The sequence below is a fragment of the Stutzerimonas stutzeri KOS6 genome, assembly GCF_000307775.2.
Taxonomy (GTDB): Bacteria; Pseudomonadota; Gammaproteobacteria; order Pseudomonadales; family Pseudomonadaceae; genus Stutzerimonas; species Stutzerimonas stutzeri_B.
This window is the reverse complement of sequence record NZ_KK020677.1, coordinates 686,749-708,638: the sequence shown is the minus strand read 5'-3', so window position 1 is coordinate 708,638 and position 21,890 is coordinate 686,749. Positions and strand designations below refer to the sequence as shown.

The following is a 21,890-nucleotide window of genomic DNA, read 5'->3' as shown; positions in this document are numbered from 1 at the left end:
TGCGCACCGGCCGCTTTTGTGGGAGGCCCGACCTCGGGGCGATGCCCGTGACGGGCGTGGCCGGTGATCGCTCATGCCCAGGCAGCCTCATCGCCGGAACGCTCGAAGCGCACCCGTTGCTCGGCGCTCACCCCAAGCAGCTTGGCCAGCCATGGCGGCGGGTTGCCGGCCATGATGGTCTGCAGGTCGGCGAGGATCTCGCGCGCCTCGCCGCCGCTCTTCTTGATCGGATAGAGGCCGGTCTTGACCACCTTGGCCGCGGCCGGGCCACCGATGGAGACCACGTAGAGCACCTGGCAATCGCTGATCAGCTCGGCACGAGCGCCATTGCGGTCCTCGGCGAACTCGGTTTCCAGCGCCGAGCGCACGTCCACCAGCGCACAGCTGTCGACGCCGACCTGGTAGACCAGAAAACGCAGGCATGAACCGAAATGGCCGTCCAGCCGCTCGCCGTTGTTGGTGGCGATGGCCACCCGGATCGAGCCTGAGGGCACGCTGTCCAGGGTCACCGCCTGCGGCAGCTCGGCGCCGACGCCTTCGCCCCAGAGGATGCGCACCGCCTCCTTCAGCGCCGGCAGGCCGATGCCGATGTCTTCGCCGCCCTCCTCGCCATCGGCGCCGACGAAGGCGCTCTTGAGGTCGGTGACGGTCACTCGCTGCAGGCTCTCTTCGTTCAGTTCGCCTTCGACCCGCTGATAGAGGATCTCCAGCAGTCGCCCGACGCCCACCTCGGGCAATGCCCGGGCGGCCAGGGCGATGCGTAATGCGGTTTCACGGTTCATGCTCGGGGGCTGGCTGTCCATCGGTCGCTCCTCTCTCGGGTAATCTCATCCACGCCGGCTGGCTGCGGCGGCCGCTCAGTCGTCGTCATCGTCGTCTTCGTCCAGCACGCGCGTGATGCGTTGGTAGATCTCCAACCGATCGCCCTCCTTCAGCGGGCTGTCGAGCCTGACGAACTTGCCGTAGACGCCGACTTTCTGTTTGCTCAGGTCGATGTCCGGGCAATAGCGCAGTAGGCCGGACTGCTCGATGGCCTGGCCCACACTGCAGCCCTCCTCCACGCGGCAATCGAGCAGCAACGGTTGCCGCGGCACGGCATACACAACGGAAATCTTCATCGTCTGCTTCGCTCCTCGGCCGGGCTCACTGCAACACCACCAGTTCGCCATGGGTGCTGATTCGCCGTTCGGCACGGCGGCGATCGAGCACCCGCTTGAATGCCAGCACGAAGCCGAGAACGATGAACGCCCCGGGCGGCAGGATCGCCAGCAGAATGCCCTGGAAGCCTGGCAGCACGGTGATCTCCAGCCAGCGGAAGTGCTCGCCGAGCAGCAGCGAGGCCTGGGCGAACAGCGTGCCGCTGCCGAGGATCTCGCGTATCCCGCCGATCAGCACCAGCACCCAGGTGAAGCCGATGCCCATGCCCGCGCCGTCGAGAATCGAGGGGAGCACCGGGTTGCGGCTGCTGAAGGATTCGGCGCGGCCGAGCACCGCGCAGTTGGTCACGATCAGCGCGATGAACAGCCCCAGCACCTTGTACAGCTCGTGCATCCAGGCGTTCATCGCCATGTCGATGAGGGTCACGACGCCGGCGATGATGCCAATCATCAAGGGGTTGCGCACCGCGGGCGAAATGCTCTGGCGCAGCGCGGAGATGATCGCATTGGTGATCATCAGCACCAGGGTGGTGGCCAGGCCCATGCCCAGGCCATTGGTGGCGGTAGTGGTCACCGCCAGCGCCGGGCACAGCGCGAGCATCTGCACCAGGGCCACGTTGTAGTCCCACAGCGCCGAGCTGAAGTAGCTGAACAGCCCCTTGGGCCTGGGGGCCGTGACATCCGCTGATCCGCAATGGCCGCTCATGGCTGAGTCTCCTCGGTGGGCTGGGCAGTGGCCTGGCGGGCCTGTAACTCGAGCGCCTTGACCACGCCCCTGACGATGGCCCGCGGGGTGATGGTGGCGCCGGCGAACTGGTCGAACCGACCGCCGTCCTTCTCCACCGCCCACTGCTGCAGCGGCGTGCTGGCGAGCGACAGACCGTCGAAGCTCTTGATCCAGTCGCTGCGGGAGACTTCGATCTTGTCCGCCAGGCCGGGGGTTTCCTTGTGACTGAGCACTCGCACGCCGAGGATGCGGCCTTCGACATCGAGGGCGATAAGCTGGCTGATCGGGCCACCGTAGCCAATGGTGCTGACCTGGAAGGCGGTCGCCGTCAGCTGTCCTTCGCGCCGCGCCGGATACACCTCGAGCGTGCCGAGCTCGGCGTCCTCGAGCCGGTAGGCATCGGCCAGCGGATTATTGTCATAGAGCGCCTGCGGCAGGACCTGGCGCAGCACGGCCAGACGGTCCTGCAGCTCGGCATCGGCGATCCGCTGCCGGGTCAACTGATGGCCGAGCAGCAGCGCCAGGGCCACCAGAGCGCAGACCAGCGCCAGCGACAGCGCCTGGTAGGCGATCCGTCCGCGCCACGCCTCGAGCAGGCCGGGCCGGGCGATCGGCAGTTCGTCGCCAGCCTCTGCGACTGGCATCCGGGTCAGCTCGTTCATACCTTGTCCACCTCCTTCACCTGGCGGGTCCATTTCGCTGCCACCAAGGGCTTGCCGCGACCGTTGCGGCCATAGGCACGCGGCCGGCAGAGGCGGTCGATCAGCGGCACCAGGGCATTCATGAACAGCACCGCGAAGGCCATCGCCTCGGGAAAGCTGCCCCAGTTGCGAATGACGAAGATCAGCCCGCCACAGGCGGCACCGAAGATCAGCCGCCCGCTGCGGCTGATCGGCGAAGTCACCGGATCGGTGGCGATGAACAGCGCCCCGAGCAGCAGGCCGCCGGAGGTCAGGTGGAACAGGCCGCCGCCGTACACCTGCGGATTGATCTGCTGCGCCAGCGCCGCCAGCAGCGCTACCACCAGCAGCATGCTCAGCGGTATTTCCCAGTGGATGATGCGCAGCGCCAGCAGCCAGAGCCCGCCGAGCAGGATCAGCAGCTCCGATGTCTCGCCGAGGCTGCCGCCGCTGTAGCCGAGAAAGGCCGGCAGCAGGGAAAAGTGCCCGTCGAGGATCTGCACGGCATCGTGCCCCAGCGTCAGCTCGGTCTGCAGTTGGCCCAGCGCCGTGGCGCCGCTCAGGCCATCGGCCAGCGGCCCGCCGGCGAAGGTGATGCGCAGGCCCTCGAGCCAATCGGGCGCGCCCGGCGTGCCCAGCGGCAGCGGCAGGGCCCAGCTGGTCATCTGCAGCGGAAAGGCAATCAGCAGCGCCACCCGCGCCAGCATCGCCGGGTTGAAGACGTTCTGTCCCACGCCGCCATACAGCTGCTTGCCGATGCCGATGGCGAAGATGCTGCCGCCCACGGCAATCCACCAGGGCGCCCAGGGCGGCAAGGTCAGCGCCAGCAGCCAGCCGCTGAGCAGCGCGCTGCCGTCCAGCAGACGCTGCTGCGGGCGGTCGAGCAGGTACAGGCAGACGGCCTCGCAGGCCACCGCACTGGCGCAGGTCAGCAGCCACAGGTTGATCGCCGGCCAGCCGAACAGGTACAGCCCCCAGGCCGTCGTGGGCAGCAGGGCCAGGCAGACGTGCAGCATGATGCGGTCGACCGAGGAGCGGTCGTGGGCGAACGGCCCCGCCGCGATGCCTGGCGTGCTCATGGCGACACCTCGCTGGCGGCCGCGGCCGGCGTCTTGCGTTTCTTCGCCGCCTTGGCAGCCGCCTTGGCCGCCTCCTCTTCGGCCAGGCGTGCCGCGCGCGCCTCGGCAAGGCGCTTGACGTAGTCGTTCTTGCGCGCGGCGCTGCGGCGTTCGTCCTGCTGGCCGACGGCGTACTGGAAGTACTGCACCAACGGAATGTGCGAGGGGCAGACGTAGGCGCAGCAGCCGCAGAGAATGCAGTCGCGCAGACCGTACTCGCTGGCGCCGTCGAAATCGTCGACACGGGTACGCGCGGCCATATCCAGCGGCGCCAGGCCCATCGGGCAGGCGTCGACGCAGCGCGCACAGCGGATGCACGGCGCGCTCTCGTTGCGCGGTACTTCGTGGCGATCGAGCGCCAGCAGGCCGGTGGAGCCCTTGATCACCGGCACCGCCGTCGACGGCAGCAGCACGCCCATCATCGGCCCGCCGAGCAGCAGTTGCTGCGGTTCGCGCAGCAACCCGCCGCAGCTATCGAACAGCGCCTGCACCGGTGTACCGATCAGGGTCTCGACGTTGCGAGGGTTGCTCACGCAGCCACCCGCCACCGTTACCACCCGCGAGATCAGCGGCCGGCCGTGGCGCAGCGCCTGCTGGATCGCGTACACCGTGCCGGCGTTGTGCACCAGCACGCCGACGTCGGTGCTGCGCCCGCCGGCCGGTACCTCGCGACCGGTGACCTGGCGGATCAGCTGCTTGGCCGAGCCCATCGGGTAGAGCGCCGGCACCGCCACCACCTCGATGGCGCCATAGGGTTCGCTGGCCGCGCGCATGGCCGCCAGCGCCGCCGGCTTGTTGTCCTCGATGGCGATGACGATGCTGTAGGCGCGCAGGATGTGCTGGATCAGCCGCGCGCCGTCGACCACCGCCTCGGCGCGCTCGCGCATCAGCCGGTCGTCGCAGCTCAGGTACGGCTCGCATTCGCTGCCGTTGACCAGCACGGTCTTGATCTCGTGTCTGGTGCCTTGCCTGAGCTTCACGGCCGCCGGGAAGATCGCCCCGCCGAGCCCCACCACGCCGGCTTCGGCGACACGCTGGGCAAGCCGCAGCGGGTCCTCGGCGAAGGGATCGGCCGGCACGTCCAGGTCGATCCAGCGCTCCTCGCCATCGCATTCGAGGACCATGCCGTTGACCTTGAGCCCGGACGGATGCGGCGCATCGATCGGCGCGATCGAGACGATGCGCCCGGAACTCGGTGCATGGATCGGCGCCGACAGCTCGGTCGGCGAGCCGGCCAGCAGCTGGCCCTTGAGCACCCGTTCGCCCTCCTTCACCAGCGGCAGCGCCTCGGCACCGGCGTGCTGGCGCAAGGGCAGATACAGCCGCGACGGCAACGGCTGCACGGCGATGCCCAGGGCGGCCGAGCGGTCCTTGTGGGCAGCGGGATGGATGCCGCCGCGAAACTGCGCGAGGTTGAACATTGTCGACTCCCGGGGTCTGTCGCCCCTACTCGTCAGGCGGAATCAGGCGGCCCGGGGCTTGGCCCAGCGCCATTGGTCCAGCGTCGGCTCCTGGGGCGCGAGGGCGATGCAGTCTTCCGGACAGGCGTCCAGGCATTTGCTGCAGCCGGTGCAGGCGTTGCTCAAGACACAATGGATCTGGCCGGTGGCGCCGACGATGGCGTCGGTCGGACAGACGCGGAAGCAGCGCGTGCAACCGGTGCACTCGGCCGCTTCGATACGCGCCAGCATCGGAGCGGCGAGTGCCCCGGCATCCAGCGACACGCCGAGCAACACGGCCAGGCGCTCGGCCAGTGCCAGGCCGCCGGGCGGGCAACAGGTAATCGCCGCGCTGCCCTCGACCAGGGCGCTGGCCGCCGCGGTGCAACCCGGATAACCACACTGGCCGCACTGGCTGCCGGGCATCAGCGCCTCGATTTCCTTGATCAGCGGGTTCTCGTCCGAGACCGCCAGGTAGCGCGCGGCCAACCCGAGGCCGCCGCCCAGCAGCAGGCCCATCAGTGCAAGAACCAGAATTGCGCCCAGCATTGCTCCCCCCTTCGCCAGCCTCGCCGGCAGCAGCGTTCAGATCAGGCCGGCGAAGCCCATGAAGGCCATCGCCAGCAGCCCGGCGGTGACGAATGCGACCGGTGCACCGGCGAAGGCCGCTGGCACGCTGGCCAGCGCCAGCCGCTCGCGCAAGCCGGCGAAAATCACCATGACCAAGGTGAAACCCAGAGCCGAGCCCAGGCCGAACAACCCCGCCTCTACCAGGCCGTGGCCTTCACGCACGCTGATCAGCGGCACGCCCAGCACAGCGCAGTTGGTGGTGATCAGTGGCAGGTATATGCCCAGCGAGCGATACAGCGATGGGCTGAATTTACGGATGATCATCTCGATCAGTTGCACCAGGCCGGCGATCACCTGGATGTAGGACAGGATGCGCAGGAAGCCGATACCCAACGGCAGCAGTACATAGTGTTCGAGCAACCAGCTGCTGATGCCGCCGAGGGTCATCACCAGGGTCGTCGCCAGGCCCATGCCCAGCGAGGGATCGAGCTTGCCGGACACCCCCATGAACGGGCACAGGCCGAGGAAATAGACCAGCACCACGTTGTTGACCAGCACGGTGCCGATCAGAAACAGCGCATATTCCATAAACCCCTCCCAGCGCATTGGCGGGCGCTTGCACCGTTGTCGTGCGACGCGTCGTTGCGAAGGGGTTTTGCATCAAGCATGCCACGCCCCGCGAGCGGGTCGGCCGCCCCCGGAGAGCCCGGTATTCGTTGATGCAGATCAATGAATATTGCGATTACCCCGCACCCTGTGGAAGCGGCCTTGACGGTCTTTGTGGGGTTTGCGACAGCCCGCCGGGAGCACACGCACCTCCATGTGGGATTTGCAACAGCCCAGTGAGGCGATTGGCAGGCCAAAATCGGCTGCCACCACGGGTTCAGGGCTTCACAGGGCCGGCAGCGTTGCCGCCGACCGGCGGCACGTCCTTTGCAAAACCACATGCACCGTATGGCTTTGCCGCGGATACCGACGCGCACGACGCCGGACCCGACGCATCGACGAGGAGTGCACATGACCCAGGCCAACCCTGAGCTCGACCAGGCGTCATCCGCCGCGACCGACGAACTGACACCCGAGGTGTTCCGGCAGGCCGTGGAGCACGCGCCGATCGCCATCTCCATCACCGATCTGAAGGCCAACATCCTCTATGCCAACCGCGCCTTCAGCAGCATCACCGGCTACGACAGCGGCGAGGTGATCGGCAAGAACGAATCGGTGCTGTCCAACGGCACCACCCCACGACTGGTCTACCAGGCGCTCTGGAGCCGCCTGGCGCAGAAGAAGGCCTGGTCCGGCATGCTCGTCAACCGGCGCAAGGACGACAGCTGCTACCTCGCCGAACTGACCGTGGCGCCGGTGCTCGACGAACACGAGCAGACCATCCATTACCTGGGCATGCATCGCGACAGCAGTGACCAGCACAAGCTCGAACAACGAGTCAGCAACCAGCGCCTGATCATAGAGGCGGTGGTCGACAGCGTGCCGGCAGCCATCGTGGTCCTCGATCACGCCCTGCGCATCCGCCTGTCCAACCCCAGCTTCAACCGTCTGGCCGCCGAACTCGGCGACCAGACCACACCCGACCAGCTGGTAAGCCTGCTGCAGGACAACCTCGGCGCTGCCCTCGGGGCGCTGAAGGCGCACGGCCAGGCGTTCACCGGCAAGGAAGTCGCCTTCGACCTCGGTGGTAGCACGCCGCGCTGGCTCTCGTGCCACGGCCGCGCGATCCTCATCGAGGGCGAGCGCGCCGACGATTTCTTCGACCCGGGCGAGGAAAACTACCTGCTGCTCACGCTCAACGACATCACCGGGCTGCGCCAGCAGCAGCAGGCCTCCCAGCTCAACGCCCTGAAGGTTCTGATGGCCGAGGAAGAGCTGCTCGACGGCATGCGCGAAACCTTCAACGGCGCCATCCACCGCCTGCAGGGCCCGGTCAACCTGATCAGCGCTGCGCTGCGCATGCTCGAACGGCGCCTGGGCGACAGCGCCGCGAGCGACCCGGTGCTCAGCGCCATGCGCGAAGCCAGCCAGGCCGGCATGGACGCACTGGAAAGCCTCAGCGGCTCGATTCCGCAGCGCCAGGTCGGCAGTTGCGTACCGGTCAACGTCAACCAGCTGATCCGCGAAGTCGTCAGCCTGCTGACCGACCAGTTGCTCGCCCAGGGCATCGTCGTCGACTGGCAACCGGCACTGCGCCTGCCCTGGGTGATGGGCGCCGAAGGCCGGCTGCGCAGCATGATCAAACAACTGCTGGAAAACGCCATCGAGGCCATGAGCCAGAACCAGGACAACCCGCGCACGCTGTCGATCGTCACCCGCGTCCAGGGCCAGCGCGTGGTGCGCCTGGAGATCGCCGACAGCGGACCGGGCATCGCGCCGGAACTGGCGCTCAAGGTATTCGAGCCCTTCTTCAGCACCAAACCGCTGCACAAGGCCGGGCGCGGCATGGGCCTGGCCATGGTCCAGGAAGCCGTCAGCGAGCATGCCGGTACGGTGCACATCGATGCCAGCTACGAGCAGGGCTGCAAGATCGTCGTCGAACTGCCCTTCTCGGCCAACTGACGGGAGACGCGCACATGAACACGACATTTGCCGAACGCCCCGTCGCGCCGACCCGCAGCGAACTGCTGGACGCTCAACTACAGGCCCTGGCGCAGGTCGCACGCATACTCAACCGCGGCCGCCCCATCGAGGAACTGCTGGCCGATATCCTGGCCGTGCTGCACGAAGACCTAGGCCTGCTGCACGGGCTGGTTTCCATCTGCAATCCGAAGGATGGCAGCCTGCAGGTGGGCGCCGTGCACAGCGACTCCGAAGCCGTGGTGCGGGCCTGCGAAAGCGCCCGCTACCGCATCGGCGAAGGCGTGTTCGGCAACATCCTCAAACACGGCAACAGCGTGGTGCTCGGCCGTATCGATGCCGAACCACGCTTTCTCGACAGGCTGGCGCTTTATGACATGGACCTGCCCTTCATCGCCGTGCCGATCAAGGCCATCGACGGCACCACCATCGGCGTGCTGGCGGCGCAACCCGACCGCCGCGCCGACGACCTGATGCCCGAACGCACCCGCCTGATGGAAATCGTCGCCCGCCTGCTGGCGCAGACCGTGCGCCTGGTGGTGAACATCGAAGACGGCCAGGAAGTGGTCGACGAGCGCGACGAACTGCGCCGCGAAGTCCGTGCCAAGTATGGCTTCGAGAACATGGTGGTGGGCCATACCGCCTCCATGCGCCGGGTGTTCGACCAGGTGCGGCGCGTCGCCAAGTGGAACAGCACCGTGCTCATCCTCGGCGAATCCGGCACCGGCAAGGAACTGATTGCCAGTGCCATCCACTACAACTCGCCGCGTGCGCACCAGCCGCTGGTGCGCCTGAACTGCGCCGCGCTGCCGGAAACCCTGCTCGAATCGGAACTGTTCGGTCACGAGAAAGGCGCCTTCACCGGCGCCGTGAAGCAGCGCAAGGGCCGCTTCGAACAGGCCGACGGCGGCACCCTGTTCCTCGACGAGATCGGTGAGATCTCCGCAATGTTCCAGGCCAAGCTGCTGCGCGTGCTGCAGGAAGGCGAGCTGGAGCGGGTCGGCGGCACCCACACGGTAAGAGTCAACGTGCGCATCGTCGCCGCGACCAACCGCGACCTCGAACAGGAGGTGGAACGAGGCAAGTTCCGCGAAGACCTCTACTACCGCCTCAATGTCATGGCCATCCGCGTTCCGCCGCTGCGCGAGCGCAGTGCCGACATTCCCGAGCTGGCCGAATTCCTTCTCGACAAGATCGCCCGCCAGCAGGGCCGCAGGCTCACGCTGACCGACAGTGCGCTGCGCCTGCTGATGAGCCACCGCTGGCCGGGCAACGTGCGTGAACTGGAAAACTGCCTGGAACGCTCGGCCATCATGAGCGAAGACGGCACCATCAGCCGTGACGTGGTCTCCCTTAGCGGCCTCGACCACGACGCCACGCCGCTGGCGCCAATCCCCGACGTCAACCTTGCCGACGACAGCCTCGACGACCGCGAACGCGTCATCGCCGCGCTGGAACAGGCCGGCTGGGTTCAGGCCAAGGCCGCGCGTCTGCTCGGCATGACGCCCCGGCAGATCGCCTACCGGGTGCAGACGCTGAACATTCACATGCGCAAGATCTGAAGAAAGCCGGCGAGCGGGAGCCACAGGCAAAACAGTGCTGGACCATCGGCACTTTCACTGGTCACCGAAGCGCTGCGCGCCCCATCGCAGGCCGAAGCCGGCAAGGGTGGGTTGAAGCCCACCCTTGCCGGAGTCCCGCCGTAACCATGGCGTCTACCTGACGCTGCGCTTCAGGAGCGCCGGGTGGAAGGCAGCAGGATCGTCAGGATGCCGAGCAGCGGCAGGTAGGAACACAGCCGGTAGACGTACTCGATGCCATGAATATCCGCCAGGCGCCCGAGCAGCGCGGCGCCAATCCCACCGAAGCCGAACATCAGCCCGAAGAAGACACCGGCGATCATGCCGACATTGCCTGGGACCAGCTCCTGGGCGAAGACCACGATGGCGGAGAACGCCGAGGCCAGAATGAAGCCGATGATCATCGCCAGCACACCGGTCCAGAACAGCTCGACGTAGGGCAACGCCAGGGTGAAGGGCGCGACGCCGAGGATGGAAAACCAGATCACCTTCTTGCGACCGATCCTGTCGCCGATGGGGCCGCCAAGGAAAGTGCCCGCAGCGACGGCACCGAGGAACAGGAACAGGTAGAGCTGGGAGTTGGCCACCGAAAGGCCGAACTTCTCGATCAGGTAGAAGGTGAAGTAGCTGGTGAAGCTGGCCATGTAGAAATACTTGGAAAACACCAGCAGCGCCAATACCACCAGTGCGAGTCGCACCCGCCCCCGGGAAAGGCCATGAGTGGCCGGGCCGCCCTGCTTGAGCTTGAACAGACTGAGGTGGTTGCGATACCAGCGGCTCAGCCCGTAGAGCACCAGGATCGCGAACACCGCGAACAGGCCGAACCAGGCGACGCTGCCCTGGCCGTAGGGAATGACGATGGCCGCCGCCAGCAGCGGGCCGAAGGCGCTGCCGGCGTTGCCGCCGACCTGGAAGGTCGACTGTGCGAGGCCGTAGCGACCGCCCGAGGCGAGACGCGCGACACGCGAGGTTTCCGGGTGGAAGGTCGACGAGCCGATCCCCACCAGGGCCGACGCCACGAGAATCGACGCGAAGGAGCCGACCAGGGCCAGCATCAGGATGCCGATCAGCGTGCAGACCATGCCGGCGGGCAACAGCCATGGCTTGGGATGGCGGTCGGTGTGATAACCGACCCAGGGCTGCAGCAGCGATGCCGTGAGCTGGAAGGTCAAGGTGATCAGGCCCACCTGGGTGAAGGTCAGGCCGTAGCTGGCCTTGAGCAGGGGATAGATCGACGGCAGCACCGCCTGGATCAGGTCATTGATCAGGTGCGCCAGGGCGCAGGCGCCGATCACGCGCATGACCAGGGGATTGGCCTGGCTGGCGACCGAGGCGGTCGCCGAGGGGATGGTAACACTGGACATCGCAAGTCATCCGGACTGGAAAATGAGAAACGCAAGCTCATCCGGCACGCAGCGGAACGTCGCCGACACGACCGGGGGCGGGAAAAGCCGCTGGCCCGAGAGCATTTCCCGAGCGCGGACGGCTATCCTAGAGATCCATGAAATTGCCTGTCTCGCTCGATATAGGCAAACACTCTCGCAAAAAGGGAATCATGCCCAGGCCGTTGGAAGAATTGCTGGCTGAACTGGACGAAGTGCCCTGGGCGGTCGTGAGCAGCGCGACCGATTACCCGGAAGGCTGGTACATCGAGCCTCACCGCCACGCCAAGCATCAGCTGATCTATGCCATCGAAGGCGTGATGGTCGTGCACACCGCCGCGAGCCAGTGGACAGTGCCGCCCAGCCGGGGCATCTGGATGCCCAGCGGGCAGGTCCACTCGATCCGCTGCGTGGGCCTGGTGAAGATGCGCAGCGTCTTCGTGCGCTCGGACAAATTTCCGCAACTGCCGAGCGAGACCCGCGCCGTGAGCATTTCCGCGTTGCTGAGCGAGCTGATCAAGAGCTCGGTCGCTATCAGGGCGCCCTACGACCCGGATTCGCGCGAGGCCAGGATCATGCGCCTGATCCTCGACGAACTGACCCTCCTGCCCACCCTGCCCCTGCAGCTGCCGCAGCCGGCCGATCGACGAATCGGCACGATCTGCGCGGCGCTGCAGGATGATCCGGGCGATGGCTCGACGCTGGCGGACTGGAGCGAGCGGCTGAACCTCGATGAGAAGACGATCCAGCGGCTGTTTCGCAAGGAAACGGGCATGACCTTCGGCCGCTGGCGTCAGCAGGCCCGGCTGCTCCTGGCACTGGAACGCATTGCCGTGGGGGAACGGATCATCGACGTCGCAGGCGCGCTGGGCTACGACAGCCCGAGCGCATTTGCCAGCATGTTCAAGAGACAGTTCGGGAAGACGCCGAGCCATTTCTTCAAGTGATGCCTGGGTCAGGGCCGCCGCAACGCCCATGGTCCCGCTCTACCGCAGGGTGGGCTTCTGCCCGCCACTACCCGCGACCATTGAAGCGAACCGCCGTTGAACCCCGATGACGCTCATGGCGCCCGGCTAGGCAGCGGCCTCGGCATCCTCTGGCAGCCGGACTGGACCGGCATCTCAGCGCCAAACTGTGGTGGGTTATCGACTGGATTGCCGAGCCGACGGCGGAGCATGTGCCGATCATTGATCGGCGGGGTTTATGGCGGAGCATCGGAGTAAAGGCAACCGGAGTTAACCCGTGACTACCCGCAGCCCTGACCGTAGGCAACCGGCCGTGAACGACCAGGCGCAACGCCTCCTTGCTGTCGAGGTGTCAACTGCTCCAGCGCGCCGCCCTCGTTGACAAACACCGGCCAGCCGGCAGGCCTCCTCGTGACGAACTCGCCGGCACGAACCGCCAGCAAGGCATCGACCATCGACACGACCACAATCGAACTGCGTCGGGAAGCGCTGACGCAGCGCACTGACAGCCTGTTGGCAAAGGGCCTGCAAGCGCGTGATGAGTTGTTGAATCCGCTAGGGGCTCGCTTGCCTGGCCATGCCTGCAAGAAAGGCCATCACCTTGTCTGTACAGGCGCTCGATGCAGGCTGCCCGTTTGGCGCAGACGCCAACAGGCACTCCCCGCTGTGCATCAGGCCATTCAAGGCATCCACAGGCAGGCCGGTTTGCAGGAGTTCGTCGGTCTGTACCAGCAGCACGATGGCCTGCACCCGAGCGTCTGCGAGCAACGCCAGGCAGCGGGCAAAAAGGCTCTCCTGGGCCAGGTGCTGCACCTGGCCCGAAGGCTCGAGCGTCAGGTCGTGGCTGGTCAGGTAGCAGGCGATACCCTGGGCTTGCCAGGCCTGCTGTCGTGCTCGCGCCATATCCAGTGCCCGTGCTGCACCCACGCACGCCTCGATGTGGAGGCGCCCGCGCGCTGGCAACAGGCGGTTTAACACCTGCGCCAGGGTTCGTCTAGAACTGTCGCTCTGGCCCAGGACCGGCGCCGAGTTGACTTCATTGATGATGGCGGCATTGGTATACCAGGGTTGCGTGATGTCTGGCGAGATGATGTCGATGCCGGCCACATCGAGGCCGAAGAGCGCCGCGGCGCGGCAGGCAAGGGCGGCGTTATCGGGGTGCAGGCGGTCTGAGTAATCCTCGTCCAGCCCGCCCCAGCCGGTCGACTCGATGGGGCGCAGCCTTGCCCAGGTGCCAGCAGCCAGCACCGTTGCCAGATCCAGCCCGGCCTGTTGCAGGCACGCCTTGGTCAGCTCATCGCACGGATACAGCGGTGCCCGTGCCCAGCTTGGCAGGGCCAGTTGCTGTTGGTTGGCGGTGTCGATCAGCTGGGCAATCGTCTGCTGGCCATCACCGCATACGGCAATGGGCAGCCGCTTGACCACGTAGATCACCTGGCCACGCACCACCAGCACGCGGTGGCATACGCCGCTGGCCTGGCGCTCCACCAGAATCTGCGAGCTGAGCTTGGCGGCTTGGCCAAAGGCAGCCAGCAGTTGGGCTTCACTGTTGATGCCCACCACCACACCCTCACCGCGATCACGGTCCGCAGGCTTTACCACCAGCGGCCAGCCCAGAGCGGCTTGCGCTGCCAGCGCTTCCTTCTCATTGCTCGCCATACGATTGTGCGGGGCGGGCAAGCCGGCGCGGCGCATCCATTCGGCGGCAACCCATTTGTTCTGCGCCACCGCTACGCCCAGGGCCGAGTCGCTGCTGACCTTGCTGTTGTGCAGGTACAGGCTCTGCGCGCCCCAGCCTAAGCGAAACACCCCCGCGCCAAGGTGGCGCCACGGGATGCGCCGCTCATGGGCGCAGGCCAGCAGGGGCAGCACCGACTTGCCCACCGACATCACCGCGCGCAGCGGCTGCAGTACTTTGAGTTCCAACTGCTCATACAGCGGCTCCGTCGCCACGACATTCGTCGGGGCGCTCGCCACGCCCAGTACCAACAATGTGGCGGCGTCGTAGACCAGCCGCGTCTTGTGCTCGGGCACGTAATCGATATGCGCGACGCAAACGTCGGCCAGCCAGCCACCCCGGCGTGCCTTGTCGGCCTGCACGCCGAGCAGCCGTCCGGGCTCGAACACCGGAAGGCGCGCGGCCCGCTGCAGCTCTGCCGCCACCTGCAGGATTCGCCAAAGTACAGCTGCCACATCGGCGGCCAAGCCAGGTTCTGCGGCGAAGACCGGCAGCTTGTGCACGGGTGATTGCAACGCCAGGTCCAGCCTGTCGCTCAGCCACTGGTCCAGAGCGGGCCAGTCGATGGGCGTCGGACAGTGACTGAGCTGCAGGCGCAGCGTCTGTTCGGGCTGGCGCAAGCGACCGTGGAAACCTGCGGCAGGAAAGAAGGATTGGTTCATACGCAGCAAGGGTTCCCCTAAACGGCATTAAAAGGCGGTGTCGCCATCGGCTGCTGCAGCCCTGTATGGGCGAATGTATTCGCGATAATCATGCTGCGGCCTTGAACGAACTAGGCGTCCCTTCGCTGCTGCGCAAGCCGAACGGAGTGCAACTGTCCGGCAACTCGGTCCCTGAACGCACTGACCGGTTTGTGTGGCCAGTACCGAGCACTGCAGGTCTTGGCCAAAGTGCCTGGCACCGGGCTGAGTTTGACGATGATCTCATGCTGAAGGGCATCGCGTATGTGGCTCGGCAGCCAGCCCACCACGGCGTGGCGCACGCCGTGCGCGTGGCAGGGCGAACGCCTGGAGCACCGGGTAGGCGTGGATCGCTGAAGAAACACTGTCGAGCAACGGCGCGTGGGGCGAAGCGGCCAACTGCAAATTATCTTGGCCGCCTCCTGGGCCAGCCCCTGCGCCATGCGCTTGCCACTCTCGAAAGGGCCGGCCTGGATGACCGCCGCAATTGCGTGAAGAAGGTCAGCCGGCAGGGCGTTTTCGATAGCGATCTGGTTCACGGCAATCGCCTGTAAGGAATGTGGGCGGCAGAGGATCCTAGGGCGCCATTGCCGTTTCGTCGCGAGGCCCGGCTACCACGTATCAGCCGGGTGATTCAGTCACGTGTAAGGCGTTGACGCCGCACCTGTAGCAACCATCGCACACGCCTAGGCGCCCCGCTTCGGGGCGAAGCGATTGCCGCCACTGCGTGATCTCGGCGTTGTGCACGGTATTCGCCGCTGGACGCGGCTGCCACGATAGCTATGGTGGCGTGCAACCCAGCCAGTCGGCCAGTTGTTCGCGAACGAGCAACATCTAGCGGCTTTGGACTGATCAAGGACAAGGGGCGCCTTGGGCCGGAAGCGGCCGAAAACGCTCAGCCGAGAATCTTCAGCCTCGGCCATGTCCTGAGCCAGTTCTTCGCTTGAAGGCGATCCAGATAGGCGTGTCGCTTCTCGACTTGGAATCTTGCAGTAGGCCGGACGATCATGTTGAACAGATCGTCCAGGCCGAATGGGGCTGCGACCTCGATAACGTCATTGGCTCCGAGCCTTACCGCGACGGCGGTCGCCGTTTCCGGCCAGTGGGTCATTGCGTCCAGCGCCGAAGTGTAAGCTTGATCGTGATTACGAAGATGCATACGCGCCTGGTTTTTCACCGACCAGTTGAGCGTATCGTCCGAGCACCGCAAGGCAGCCTCGATCTCGACATCCATTTCCCCGTTAGCCAGCTCGCAATTGAACCAGATGACGTCGATGTCCGGCGGCAGAGGGCTGCTACCACGCCGGTGCAGATGATCCCATACCGCACTGCGCACGAATCCCGCGGCCACCCAGCAATCCGCAAGGCCGAGTTCCTTTATCCGACGAAGAATCCGCATGCGCGCCGGGTCGGCAGCGATGATGGCCCGTAACTGGGCGAGGTTCTGCATAAAGCGCTCTGGTTAACCGGGACCAGGAAGCAGACTACCAGCCTGGTCCGAGGACAGCCGCTACTCCTCTGGATCAGGCGTACCCCTCTCCGATTACGGACACGTTCACTCCACCAAAGCGCTGCATGCGAGCGCCCGGCCGCTCGATATCGGTTCCATCTCACTCGGCCATAGCGGGACAAACCTGCCGCATCCCGCGTTTCGTACGCCAGCTCATGACCAGCACCATCATCAGGCCTACCCCGCCCATAGCCGCGCCCGCCAGCGAGATCGCCGGATATCCCAGGCCCGCATTGATGACCGCGCCGCCCAGCGCAGCGCCAATCGCGTTACCGAAGTTGAACGCACCGATGTTAACGGCGGACGCAAGGTTGGGCGCGTCCTTCGCCGCTTCCATGACGCGCATCTGCAAGGGCGGCACCAAGGCAAAACTGGCAGCCCCCCAGAGCAGGATCGCCATGGCGGCCGGCACTGGCCATCGCATCAGCACCGAGAACGCGACCAGCACGATGATCAGCACCACAAGCGAAAGGATCAAGGTGCGGTCGATCGACCGGTCCGCAGCTCTGCCGCCCCAGATATTGCCGAGGGTCAGGCCGACACCGAAGAGCACCAGCATTACGGTGACGAAGTTGGTCGATGCCTGCGTAGCGTCGCGCAGGATTGGCGCGATGTAGGTGAACACGGTGAACATTGCGCTGGAGCCCACCACTGTCAGTGCCAGCGCCGACAATACCGGCCCGCGCCCGAGCACTCGTATTTCCGCCAGCATGCCGTCGCCTCTTGGTGCGGCAACGTCAGGCAAGGCCCACCACAACGACGCCATCGCCACCGCGCCGAGGCCGGCGATACCAAAGAACGCCGACCGCCAGCCGAAGGTTTCGCCGAACCAAGTGGCAAGTGGCACCCCGCCAATGGTCGCGAGCGTCAGCCCCATGAACATGGCTGCGACCGCGCCGGCGCGCTTGTCAGGCGGCACCAGACTGGCTGCGACGACCGAGCCGATGCCAAAGAACGCGCCATGGTTCAGCGAGGTGACCACACGTGCCGCGAGCAGGGTCTGGTAATCGCTAGCCAGCGCCGACAGCAGGTTGCCCAGGGTGAAGATGGCCATCAGGCCAATCAGCAGATAACGACGCGGCACCCTGGCGGTGGCCAGGGTCATCAACGGTGCGCCGATCAGAACGCCCATGGCATAGGCGCTGACCAACAGGCCGGCCATGGGAATCGACACGCCGAGATCGGCGGCGATGCCAGGCAGCATGCCCATCGGGGCGAACTCGGTGACACCGATGCCGAAGGCGCCGATGGAAAGTGCTACAAGCGGTGGATTGATACGCATGGTGGCTCCTGATTTGTGAATCGAATGCTACGATCGGGCAGTTTTTGGCGATAGCCCCAGTTCAGGGCCAATACCTTTGCGCAGGAGGCACAAATGGATATCAGTGGGCGTTCGGGTGAGATGGAGGTATTCACCATCGTCGCGCAGGAAGGCAGCCTTTCGGCTGCCGCACGTGCCTTGGGCATGACGCCATCGTCCATCAGCCGGATCATCGCGCGCATCGAGCGGCGCATCGGCACCCGCCTGCTGATACGCACTACCCGAGTCATCACGCTCACGGCCGAAGGCGAGGCCTACCTGCGCGCAGCTCGGCGGATTCTTGCCGACATGGCCGAGGTGGAAGACGCGATCACCCATCAGGGTGTGCCACGCGGACGGCTTCGGGTCAGTGCAGCGCTGGCGCATGGGCGATTGTCGATCCTGCCGCTGATAGCCACGTTCAGCGCCCGCTACCCGGCCATCGTTGTGGATCTGGTGCTGAGCGACGAGGTGGTCGATATCCTCGGTGGTGAGGCGGACGTCGCGATCCGTTTCGGGCAGTTGGCAGACAGCCCGCTGACCGCGCGCCAGATAGGCGAAACAGGCCAGGTCATTGTCGCCTCCCCCGGCTATCTGGCCCGTCACGGCACCCCGCGCCGACCCGAAGATCTACTTCAGCACAATTGCCTGCGTTTCAATTTCCGCCGTGCCTTTCCCGATTGGCCCTTCCGCGAAGAGGGGCGCGACTTTTTCCTGAAGGTGGCGGGCACGATCGAAAGCAATAGCGGTGACGCCCTGTCCCAGCTGGCGAGGCTCGGCGCGGGTATCGCGCGTGTCGGCGTCTTTGCCGTGGAGCAGGATCTGAACGACGGCAATCTGGTCCCGCTGCTCGAGGATTACAATCCGGGCGATCGGGAGCCGATCAATGCCGTGTTCGTCGGCGGCGCGGTGACGCCTGCCCGGGTGAGAGCCTTTGTGGACTTTTTGGTGGAACACCACAGGGATCATGTCACGTAACAAGCTGCCCCGCGGTTTTTGCCAGGGTTGTTAGCCATCATCACCAGCAGGCGTAAGCCTCTCCAACGGCGGACGCGCCTCGCGACAAGCCCGCCCACCAGCAGGATAACGGCGGCTCCGCAGCGCCCTCACGCCTTGTCGCCTTTGCGACAGCGCCCCTGCTCTGCCCCGCCAGTTTGTTCGTTGCGAAACAACGAAATCCGCTCCGCGCGCTGAAAATCCCTTCAAGAACAATGCGTTGAAAACAGGCACGGCCCTTGCTCCAGGTATCCGCGACAGACCTGCATTCGGAGACCGAACATGGAACTGAACGTACTGGGCCAGAACGGGGGCGGCTGTTCAGCGGGGTCCTGTGGCAGCTCGGATGACCAGCTCGCGCACCTGCCCGAGCATATCCGCGAGAAAGTGCATAACCACCCCTGCTACTCCGAGGAGGCGCACCACTACTTTGCGCGCATGCATGTGGCGGTGGCGCCGGCCTGCAACATCCAGTGCCACTACTGCAACCGCAAGTACGATTGCGCCAACGAGTCGCGCCCGGGCGTGGTGTCCGAGCTGCTGGACCCGCTCCAGGCGGTGAAGAAGGTCAAGGCGGTGGCGGCGACCATCCCGCAGATGACGGTGCTCGGCATCGCCGGTCCGGGCGATCCGCTGGCCAACCCGCAGCGCACCTTCGAGACGTTCCGCATGCTGTCCGAGCAGGCGCCGGACATCAAGCTTTGCGTCTCCACCAACGGCCTCGCGTTGCCCGACTGCGTCGACGAGTTGGCCAGGCACAACATCGACCACGTGACCATCACCATCAACTGCGTGGACCCGGACATCGGCGCCGAGATCTACCCCTGGATCTACTGGAACAACAAGCGCATCCGCGGGCGCAAGGCGGCGAAGATCCTCATCGAGCGCCAGCAGAAGGGCCTGGAGATGCTGGTCGAGCGCGGCATCCTGGTGAAGGTCAACTCGGTGCTGATCCCCGGCGTCAACGACGAGCACCTCAAGGAGGTCAGCCGCATCGTCAGGGCCAAGGGCGCCTTCCTGCACAACGTCATGCCGCTGATTGCCGCGGCCGAGCACGGCACCTTCTACGGAGTGATGGGCCAGCGCAGCCCGGAACCGGAGGAGTTGCAAGACCTGCAGGACGCCTGCGCCGGCGACATGAACATGATGCGCCACTGCCGCCAGTGCCGCGCCGACGCGGTGGGCCTGCTTGGCGAGGATCGCGGCGACGAGTTCACCCTCGACAAGATCGAGACCATGGAGATCGACTACGAGGCGGCGATGGTCAGGCGCGCCGCCATTCATGCTGCGATCAAGCAAGAGTTGGACGAGCGCGCGGCGAAGAAGGCGCGTCTGGCCACACCGGCCAGCCCGCCGCTCACCGGCGTGGACAAGCGTCAGCGCCCGGCACTGATGGCAGTCGCCACCAGCGGAGGCGGCCTGGTCAACCAGCACTTCGGCCATGCCCGCGAGTTCCTCGTCTACGAGGCCTCGCCGGCCGGGGTGCGCTTCATCGGCCATCGCAAGGTCGAGCAGTACTGCATCGGCAATGACAGCTGCGGCGACAAGGAAAGCGCCCTGTCGGGCAGCATTCGCGCGCTCAAGGGCTGCGCGGCGGTGCTCTGCTCGAAGATCGGCTTCGAACCCTGGGGCGAACTGGAAGCCGCCGGCATCCAGCCCAACGGCGAGCACGCCATGGAGCCCATCGAGGAAGCGGTGCTGGCGGTGTATCAGGAAATGATCGCCAGCGGCCACCTCGATGCAGCAACCCAGGCCGAGCAATGCCTGAGGGCATGAGGAGGTGGAGCATGGCACTGCAAATCATCGAATCCTGCGTCAACTGCTGGGCCTGTGTGGACGTCTGTCCGAGCGAGGCGATCAGCCCCGGCACCGCGCATTTCCGCATCAGCGCGCACAAGTGCACTGAATGCGACGGCGACTACGCCGAGCAGCAGTGCGCGAGCATCTGCCCCATCGAAGGCGCGATCCTGCTGGCCGACGGCAGTCCGGCCAATCCGGCAGGCTCGCTGACCGGAATCCCTCCGGAGCGCCTGGCCGAGGCCAGGCGCTCCATCCAGGCCCGTTGAGGAGGCTCTCATGTCCTGCATCATCTTCTACGAAAAGCCCGGCTGCGCCACCAACCGTCTGCAGAAGGAGCTGCTGCGCTCGGCGGGCATCGAGCTGGAAGTGCGCGACCTGCTGCGCGAGGCCTGGACGCCGGAACGCCTGCGACCGTTCTTCGGCCGGCTGCCGGTGGCCGAGTGGTTCAATCCATCGGCCCCGGCGATCAAGTACGGCGAGCTGGACATCAGCCGGCTGAGCGCCGAGCAGGCACTGCAACTGATGGTGGCCCAGCCGTTGCTGATCCGCCGTCCGCTGATCCGCTGCGGCATGCATTACATGGTCGACTTCGACCTGATCGGTATCAACGCCTGGCTGCCGTGCAAAGGCCGGCTGCCGGCCCTGGCGCCCAGCATCAGCGGCTGCTCGCTGGGCACCAGTTCTGTGCTCGGCTGTCGTCCTGCCGCAGGCGCATCGCAATGAGCCGGACCGCGCTGAGCCTGGAGCCCGTGGCCGAAGACAACAACGCCTGGCTGGCGCAGATCATCCGCGCCCAACGCGAAGGCCGCAGTTGCCTGCCGGCGTACCTGGGGCTGAATGCCACGCGCTACAGCGAACTGCTGCTGTGCCATGGCCTGCAAGCGCCCACCGGTAGCCCCGTCGACAGCCTGGTCGGCGAGCGCAATGCACTGCGCGAGGAGCTGCTGGCGCTGCGCCGGGAGGAGTGGCAGGCGCTGCACGACCTGCTGCTGGCCGGGCAGGACGACCATGGCGAGCCAGCGATGGCCGCCATCGTCGCCGCGGCGTGCCTGGGCGGCGAGCATTTGTGGCGCGACCTCGGCCTCGACTCCCGGGCGCAGCTGTACGCACTGCTGATGCATAACTTCCCGCAACTGGCCCGGCGCAACACCCAGGACATGCGCTGGAAGAAATTCTTCTACAAACAACTATGCGAACAGGACGGCGGCTACGTCTGTCGCTCCCCTTCTTGTGAAACCTGCCCGACCTACCACGACTGTTTCGGAGAAGAGCAATGAGCGACTACCAACGCATCAGCGTCGAGCAGGCCCAGCGGCTGCTGGCAACCGAGAATGCCATGCTGCTGGACATGCGCGACGCCCCTGCCTACTGCCAGGGCCACGATCCGCGCGCCACCCGCCTCAGCGAGCTGAATCTGCGCACCCTGCTCAAGAGCACGCCGAATCACGTCCACCTGATCATCTGTTGCGAGCGCGGCCATGCCAGCTGCGACATGACGCAGCTGTTCAGCGATTTCGGCTTCATCAATTGCTACAGCCTGGACGGCGGCTACGAGGCGTGGAAGGCACGCCCGCAGCGGGCCCGGCCCAACCAGAGAGCACACACTGCTCACTACGCCCTGGCGATGGAGTAAGCGCATGCAGATTCTTCCGGCAGGCCTGC

21 protein-coding genes are annotated in these 21,890 nt (G+C 65.9%); 9 read left to right on the top strand and 12 right to left on the bottom strand.

The window, feature by feature from the left end; translation table 11 throughout:
- Positions 1-71: 71 nt before the first annotated feature.
- Genes B597_RS43685 through rsxA form a run of 8 tightly spaced genes read right to left on the bottom strand, consistent with a single transcriptional unit; the run spans position 72 to position 6,279 of the window.
- A complete protein-coding gene (locus tag B597_RS43685) occupies positions 72-803 on the bottom strand; it encodes a dinitrogenase iron-molybdenum cofactor biosynthesis protein (protein WP_003294711.1) in 732 nt (243 codons plus the stop codon).
- A gap of 54 nt (positions 804-857) precedes the next feature.
- Positions 858-1,118, bottom strand: a complete 261-nt coding sequence (locus B597_RS43680) for an RnfH family protein (RefSeq protein ID WP_003294709.1) — start codon at positions 1,116-1,118, stop codon at positions 858-860.
- Between the two features lie 25 nt (positions 1,119-1,143).
- Positions 1,144-1,863, bottom strand: a complete 720-nt coding sequence (locus B597_RS43675) for an electron transport complex subunit E (protein ID WP_003294708.1) — start codon at positions 1,861-1,863, stop codon at positions 1,144-1,146.
- Positions 1,860-2,546 carry an electron transport complex subunit RsxG gene (rsxG, locus tag B597_RS43670; protein ID WP_003294707.1) on the bottom strand — a complete coding sequence of 229 codons (687 nt, stop codon included), beginning with the start codon at positions 2,544-2,546 and terminating at the stop codon, positions 1,860-1,862. Before rsxG ends, B597_RS43675 begins: the two co-directional genes overlap by 4 nt.
- Positions 2,543-3,643 (bottom strand): RnfABCDGE type electron transport complex subunit D, encoded by a 1,101-nt coding sequence (locus B597_RS43665; RefSeq protein WP_003294704.1) that lies wholly within the window; start codon positions 3,641-3,643, stop codon positions 2,543-2,545. Before B597_RS43665 ends, rsxG begins: the two co-directional genes overlap by 4 nt.
- Positions 3,640-5,103 carry an electron transport complex subunit RsxC gene (gene rsxC / locus B597_RS43660; RefSeq protein WP_024162477.1) on the bottom strand — a complete coding sequence of 488 codons (1,464 nt, stop codon included), beginning with the start codon at positions 5,101-5,103 and terminating at the stop codon, positions 3,640-3,642. The genes B597_RS43665 and rsxC overlap by 4 nt, the downstream gene beginning before the upstream one ends.
- A 42-nt stretch (positions 5,104-5,145) precedes the next feature.
- Positions 5,146-5,670, bottom strand: a complete 525-nt coding sequence (locus B597_RS43655) for an RnfABCDGE type electron transport complex subunit B (RefSeq protein ID WP_003294701.1) — start codon at positions 5,668-5,670, stop codon at positions 5,146-5,148.
- A 36-nt stretch (positions 5,671-5,706) separates the two neighbouring features.
- Positions 5,707-6,279 carry an electron transport complex subunit RsxA gene (gene rsxA, locus B597_RS43650; RefSeq protein ID WP_024162476.1) on the bottom strand — a complete coding sequence of 191 codons (573 nt, stop codon included), beginning with the start codon at positions 6,277-6,279 and terminating at the stop codon, positions 5,707-5,709.
- 429 nt (positions 6,280-6,708) lie between these two features.
- Here rsxA and nifL point away from each other — a divergent pair, with 429 nt between their 5' ends.
- Positions 6,709-8,259: a nitrogen fixation negative regulator NifL gene (gene nifL, locus B597_RS43645; RefSeq protein WP_024162475.1), complete on the top strand. Its 1,551-nt coding sequence runs from the start codon at positions 6,709-6,711 to the stop codon at positions 8,257-8,259.
- A gap of 14 nt (positions 8,260-8,273) precedes the next feature.
- The gene (nifA, locus tag B597_RS43640; RefSeq protein ID WP_003294699.1) at positions 8,274-9,839 is read left to right on the top strand and encodes a nif-specific transcriptional activator NifA; all 1,566 of its coding nucleotides are present in this window, start codon (positions 8,274-8,276) and stop codon (positions 9,837-9,839) included.
- 170 nt (positions 9,840-10,009) lie between these two features.
- Here the strand turns inward: nifA and B597_RS43635 are convergent, their stop codons facing one another.
- A complete protein-coding gene (locus tag B597_RS43635) occupies positions 10,010-11,221 on the bottom strand; it encodes an MFS transporter (RefSeq protein WP_024162474.1) in 1,212 nt (403 codons plus the stop codon).
- A gap of 191 nt (positions 11,222-11,412) precedes the next feature.
- On the opposite strand from B597_RS43635, the gene B597_RS43630 reads away from it, so the two are divergent.
- The gene (locus tag B597_RS43630) at positions 11,413-12,186 is read left to right on the top strand and encodes an AraC family transcriptional regulator (RefSeq protein ID WP_031323765.1); all 774 of its coding nucleotides are present in this window, start codon (positions 11,413-11,415) and stop codon (positions 12,184-12,186) included.
- A 573-nt stretch (positions 12,187-12,759) separates the two neighbouring features.
- On the opposite strand, the gene B597_RS43625 is transcribed toward B597_RS43630, so the two are convergent.
- From B597_RS43625 to B597_RS43610, 3 genes are all read right to left on the bottom strand, one after another.
- The gene (locus B597_RS43625; protein ID WP_024162472.1) at positions 12,760-14,604 is read right to left on the bottom strand and encodes a hypothetical protein; all 1,845 of its coding nucleotides are present in this window, start codon (positions 14,602-14,604) and stop codon (positions 12,760-12,762) included.
- Between the two features lie 913 nt (positions 14,605-15,517).
- A complete protein-coding gene (locus tag B597_RS43615) occupies positions 15,518-16,072 on the bottom strand; it encodes a nucleotidyltransferase family protein (protein ID WP_003294696.1) in 555 nt (184 codons plus the stop codon).
- Positions 16,073-16,232: 160 nt separating this feature from the next.
- Complete coding sequence (locus tag B597_RS43610; RefSeq protein ID WP_003294695.1) at positions 16,233-17,414, bottom strand: MFS transporter; 1,182 nt, start codon at positions 17,412-17,414, stop codon at positions 16,233-16,235.
- A gap of 93 nt (positions 17,415-17,507) precedes the next feature.
- On the opposite strand from B597_RS43610, the gene B597_RS43605 reads away from it, so the two are divergent.
- The 6 genes from B597_RS43605 (at position 17,508) to B597_RS43580 (ending at position 21,861) form a co-directional block, all read left to right on the top strand.
- Positions 17,508-18,410: a LysR family transcriptional regulator gene (locus B597_RS43605; RefSeq protein WP_003294693.1), complete on the top strand. Its 903-nt coding sequence runs from the start codon at positions 17,508-17,510 to the stop codon at positions 18,408-18,410.
- Between the two features lie 300 nt (positions 18,411-18,710).
- Entirely contained in the window at positions 18,711-20,204 is a 1,494-nt protein-coding gene (gene nifB, locus B597_RS43600) for a nitrogenase cofactor biosynthesis protein NifB (protein WP_024162471.1), read from the top strand.
- Between the two features lie 11 nt (positions 20,205-20,215).
- Complete coding sequence (locus tag B597_RS43595) at positions 20,216-20,494, top strand: 4Fe-4S binding protein (protein WP_024162470.1); 279 nt, start codon at positions 20,216-20,218, stop codon at positions 20,492-20,494.
- A gap of 10 nt (positions 20,495-20,504) precedes the next feature.
- Positions 20,505-20,951 carry an ArsC/Spx/MgsR family protein gene (locus B597_RS43590; protein WP_003294689.1) on the top strand — a complete coding sequence of 149 codons (447 nt, stop codon included), beginning with the start codon at positions 20,505-20,507 and terminating at the stop codon, positions 20,949-20,951.
- Complete coding sequence (locus tag B597_RS43585; protein WP_003294688.1) at positions 20,948-21,505, top strand: nitrogen fixation protein NifQ; 558 nt, start codon at positions 20,948-20,950, stop codon at positions 21,503-21,505. The genes B597_RS43590 and B597_RS43585 overlap by 4 nt, the downstream gene beginning before the upstream one ends.
- Entirely contained in the window at positions 21,502-21,861 is a 360-nt protein-coding gene (locus B597_RS43580) for a thiosulfate sulfurtransferase GlpE (protein WP_003294686.1), read from the top strand. The genes B597_RS43585 and B597_RS43580 overlap by 4 nt, the downstream gene beginning before the upstream one ends.
- The last annotated feature ends 29 nt before the right edge of the window (positions 21,862-21,890 follow it).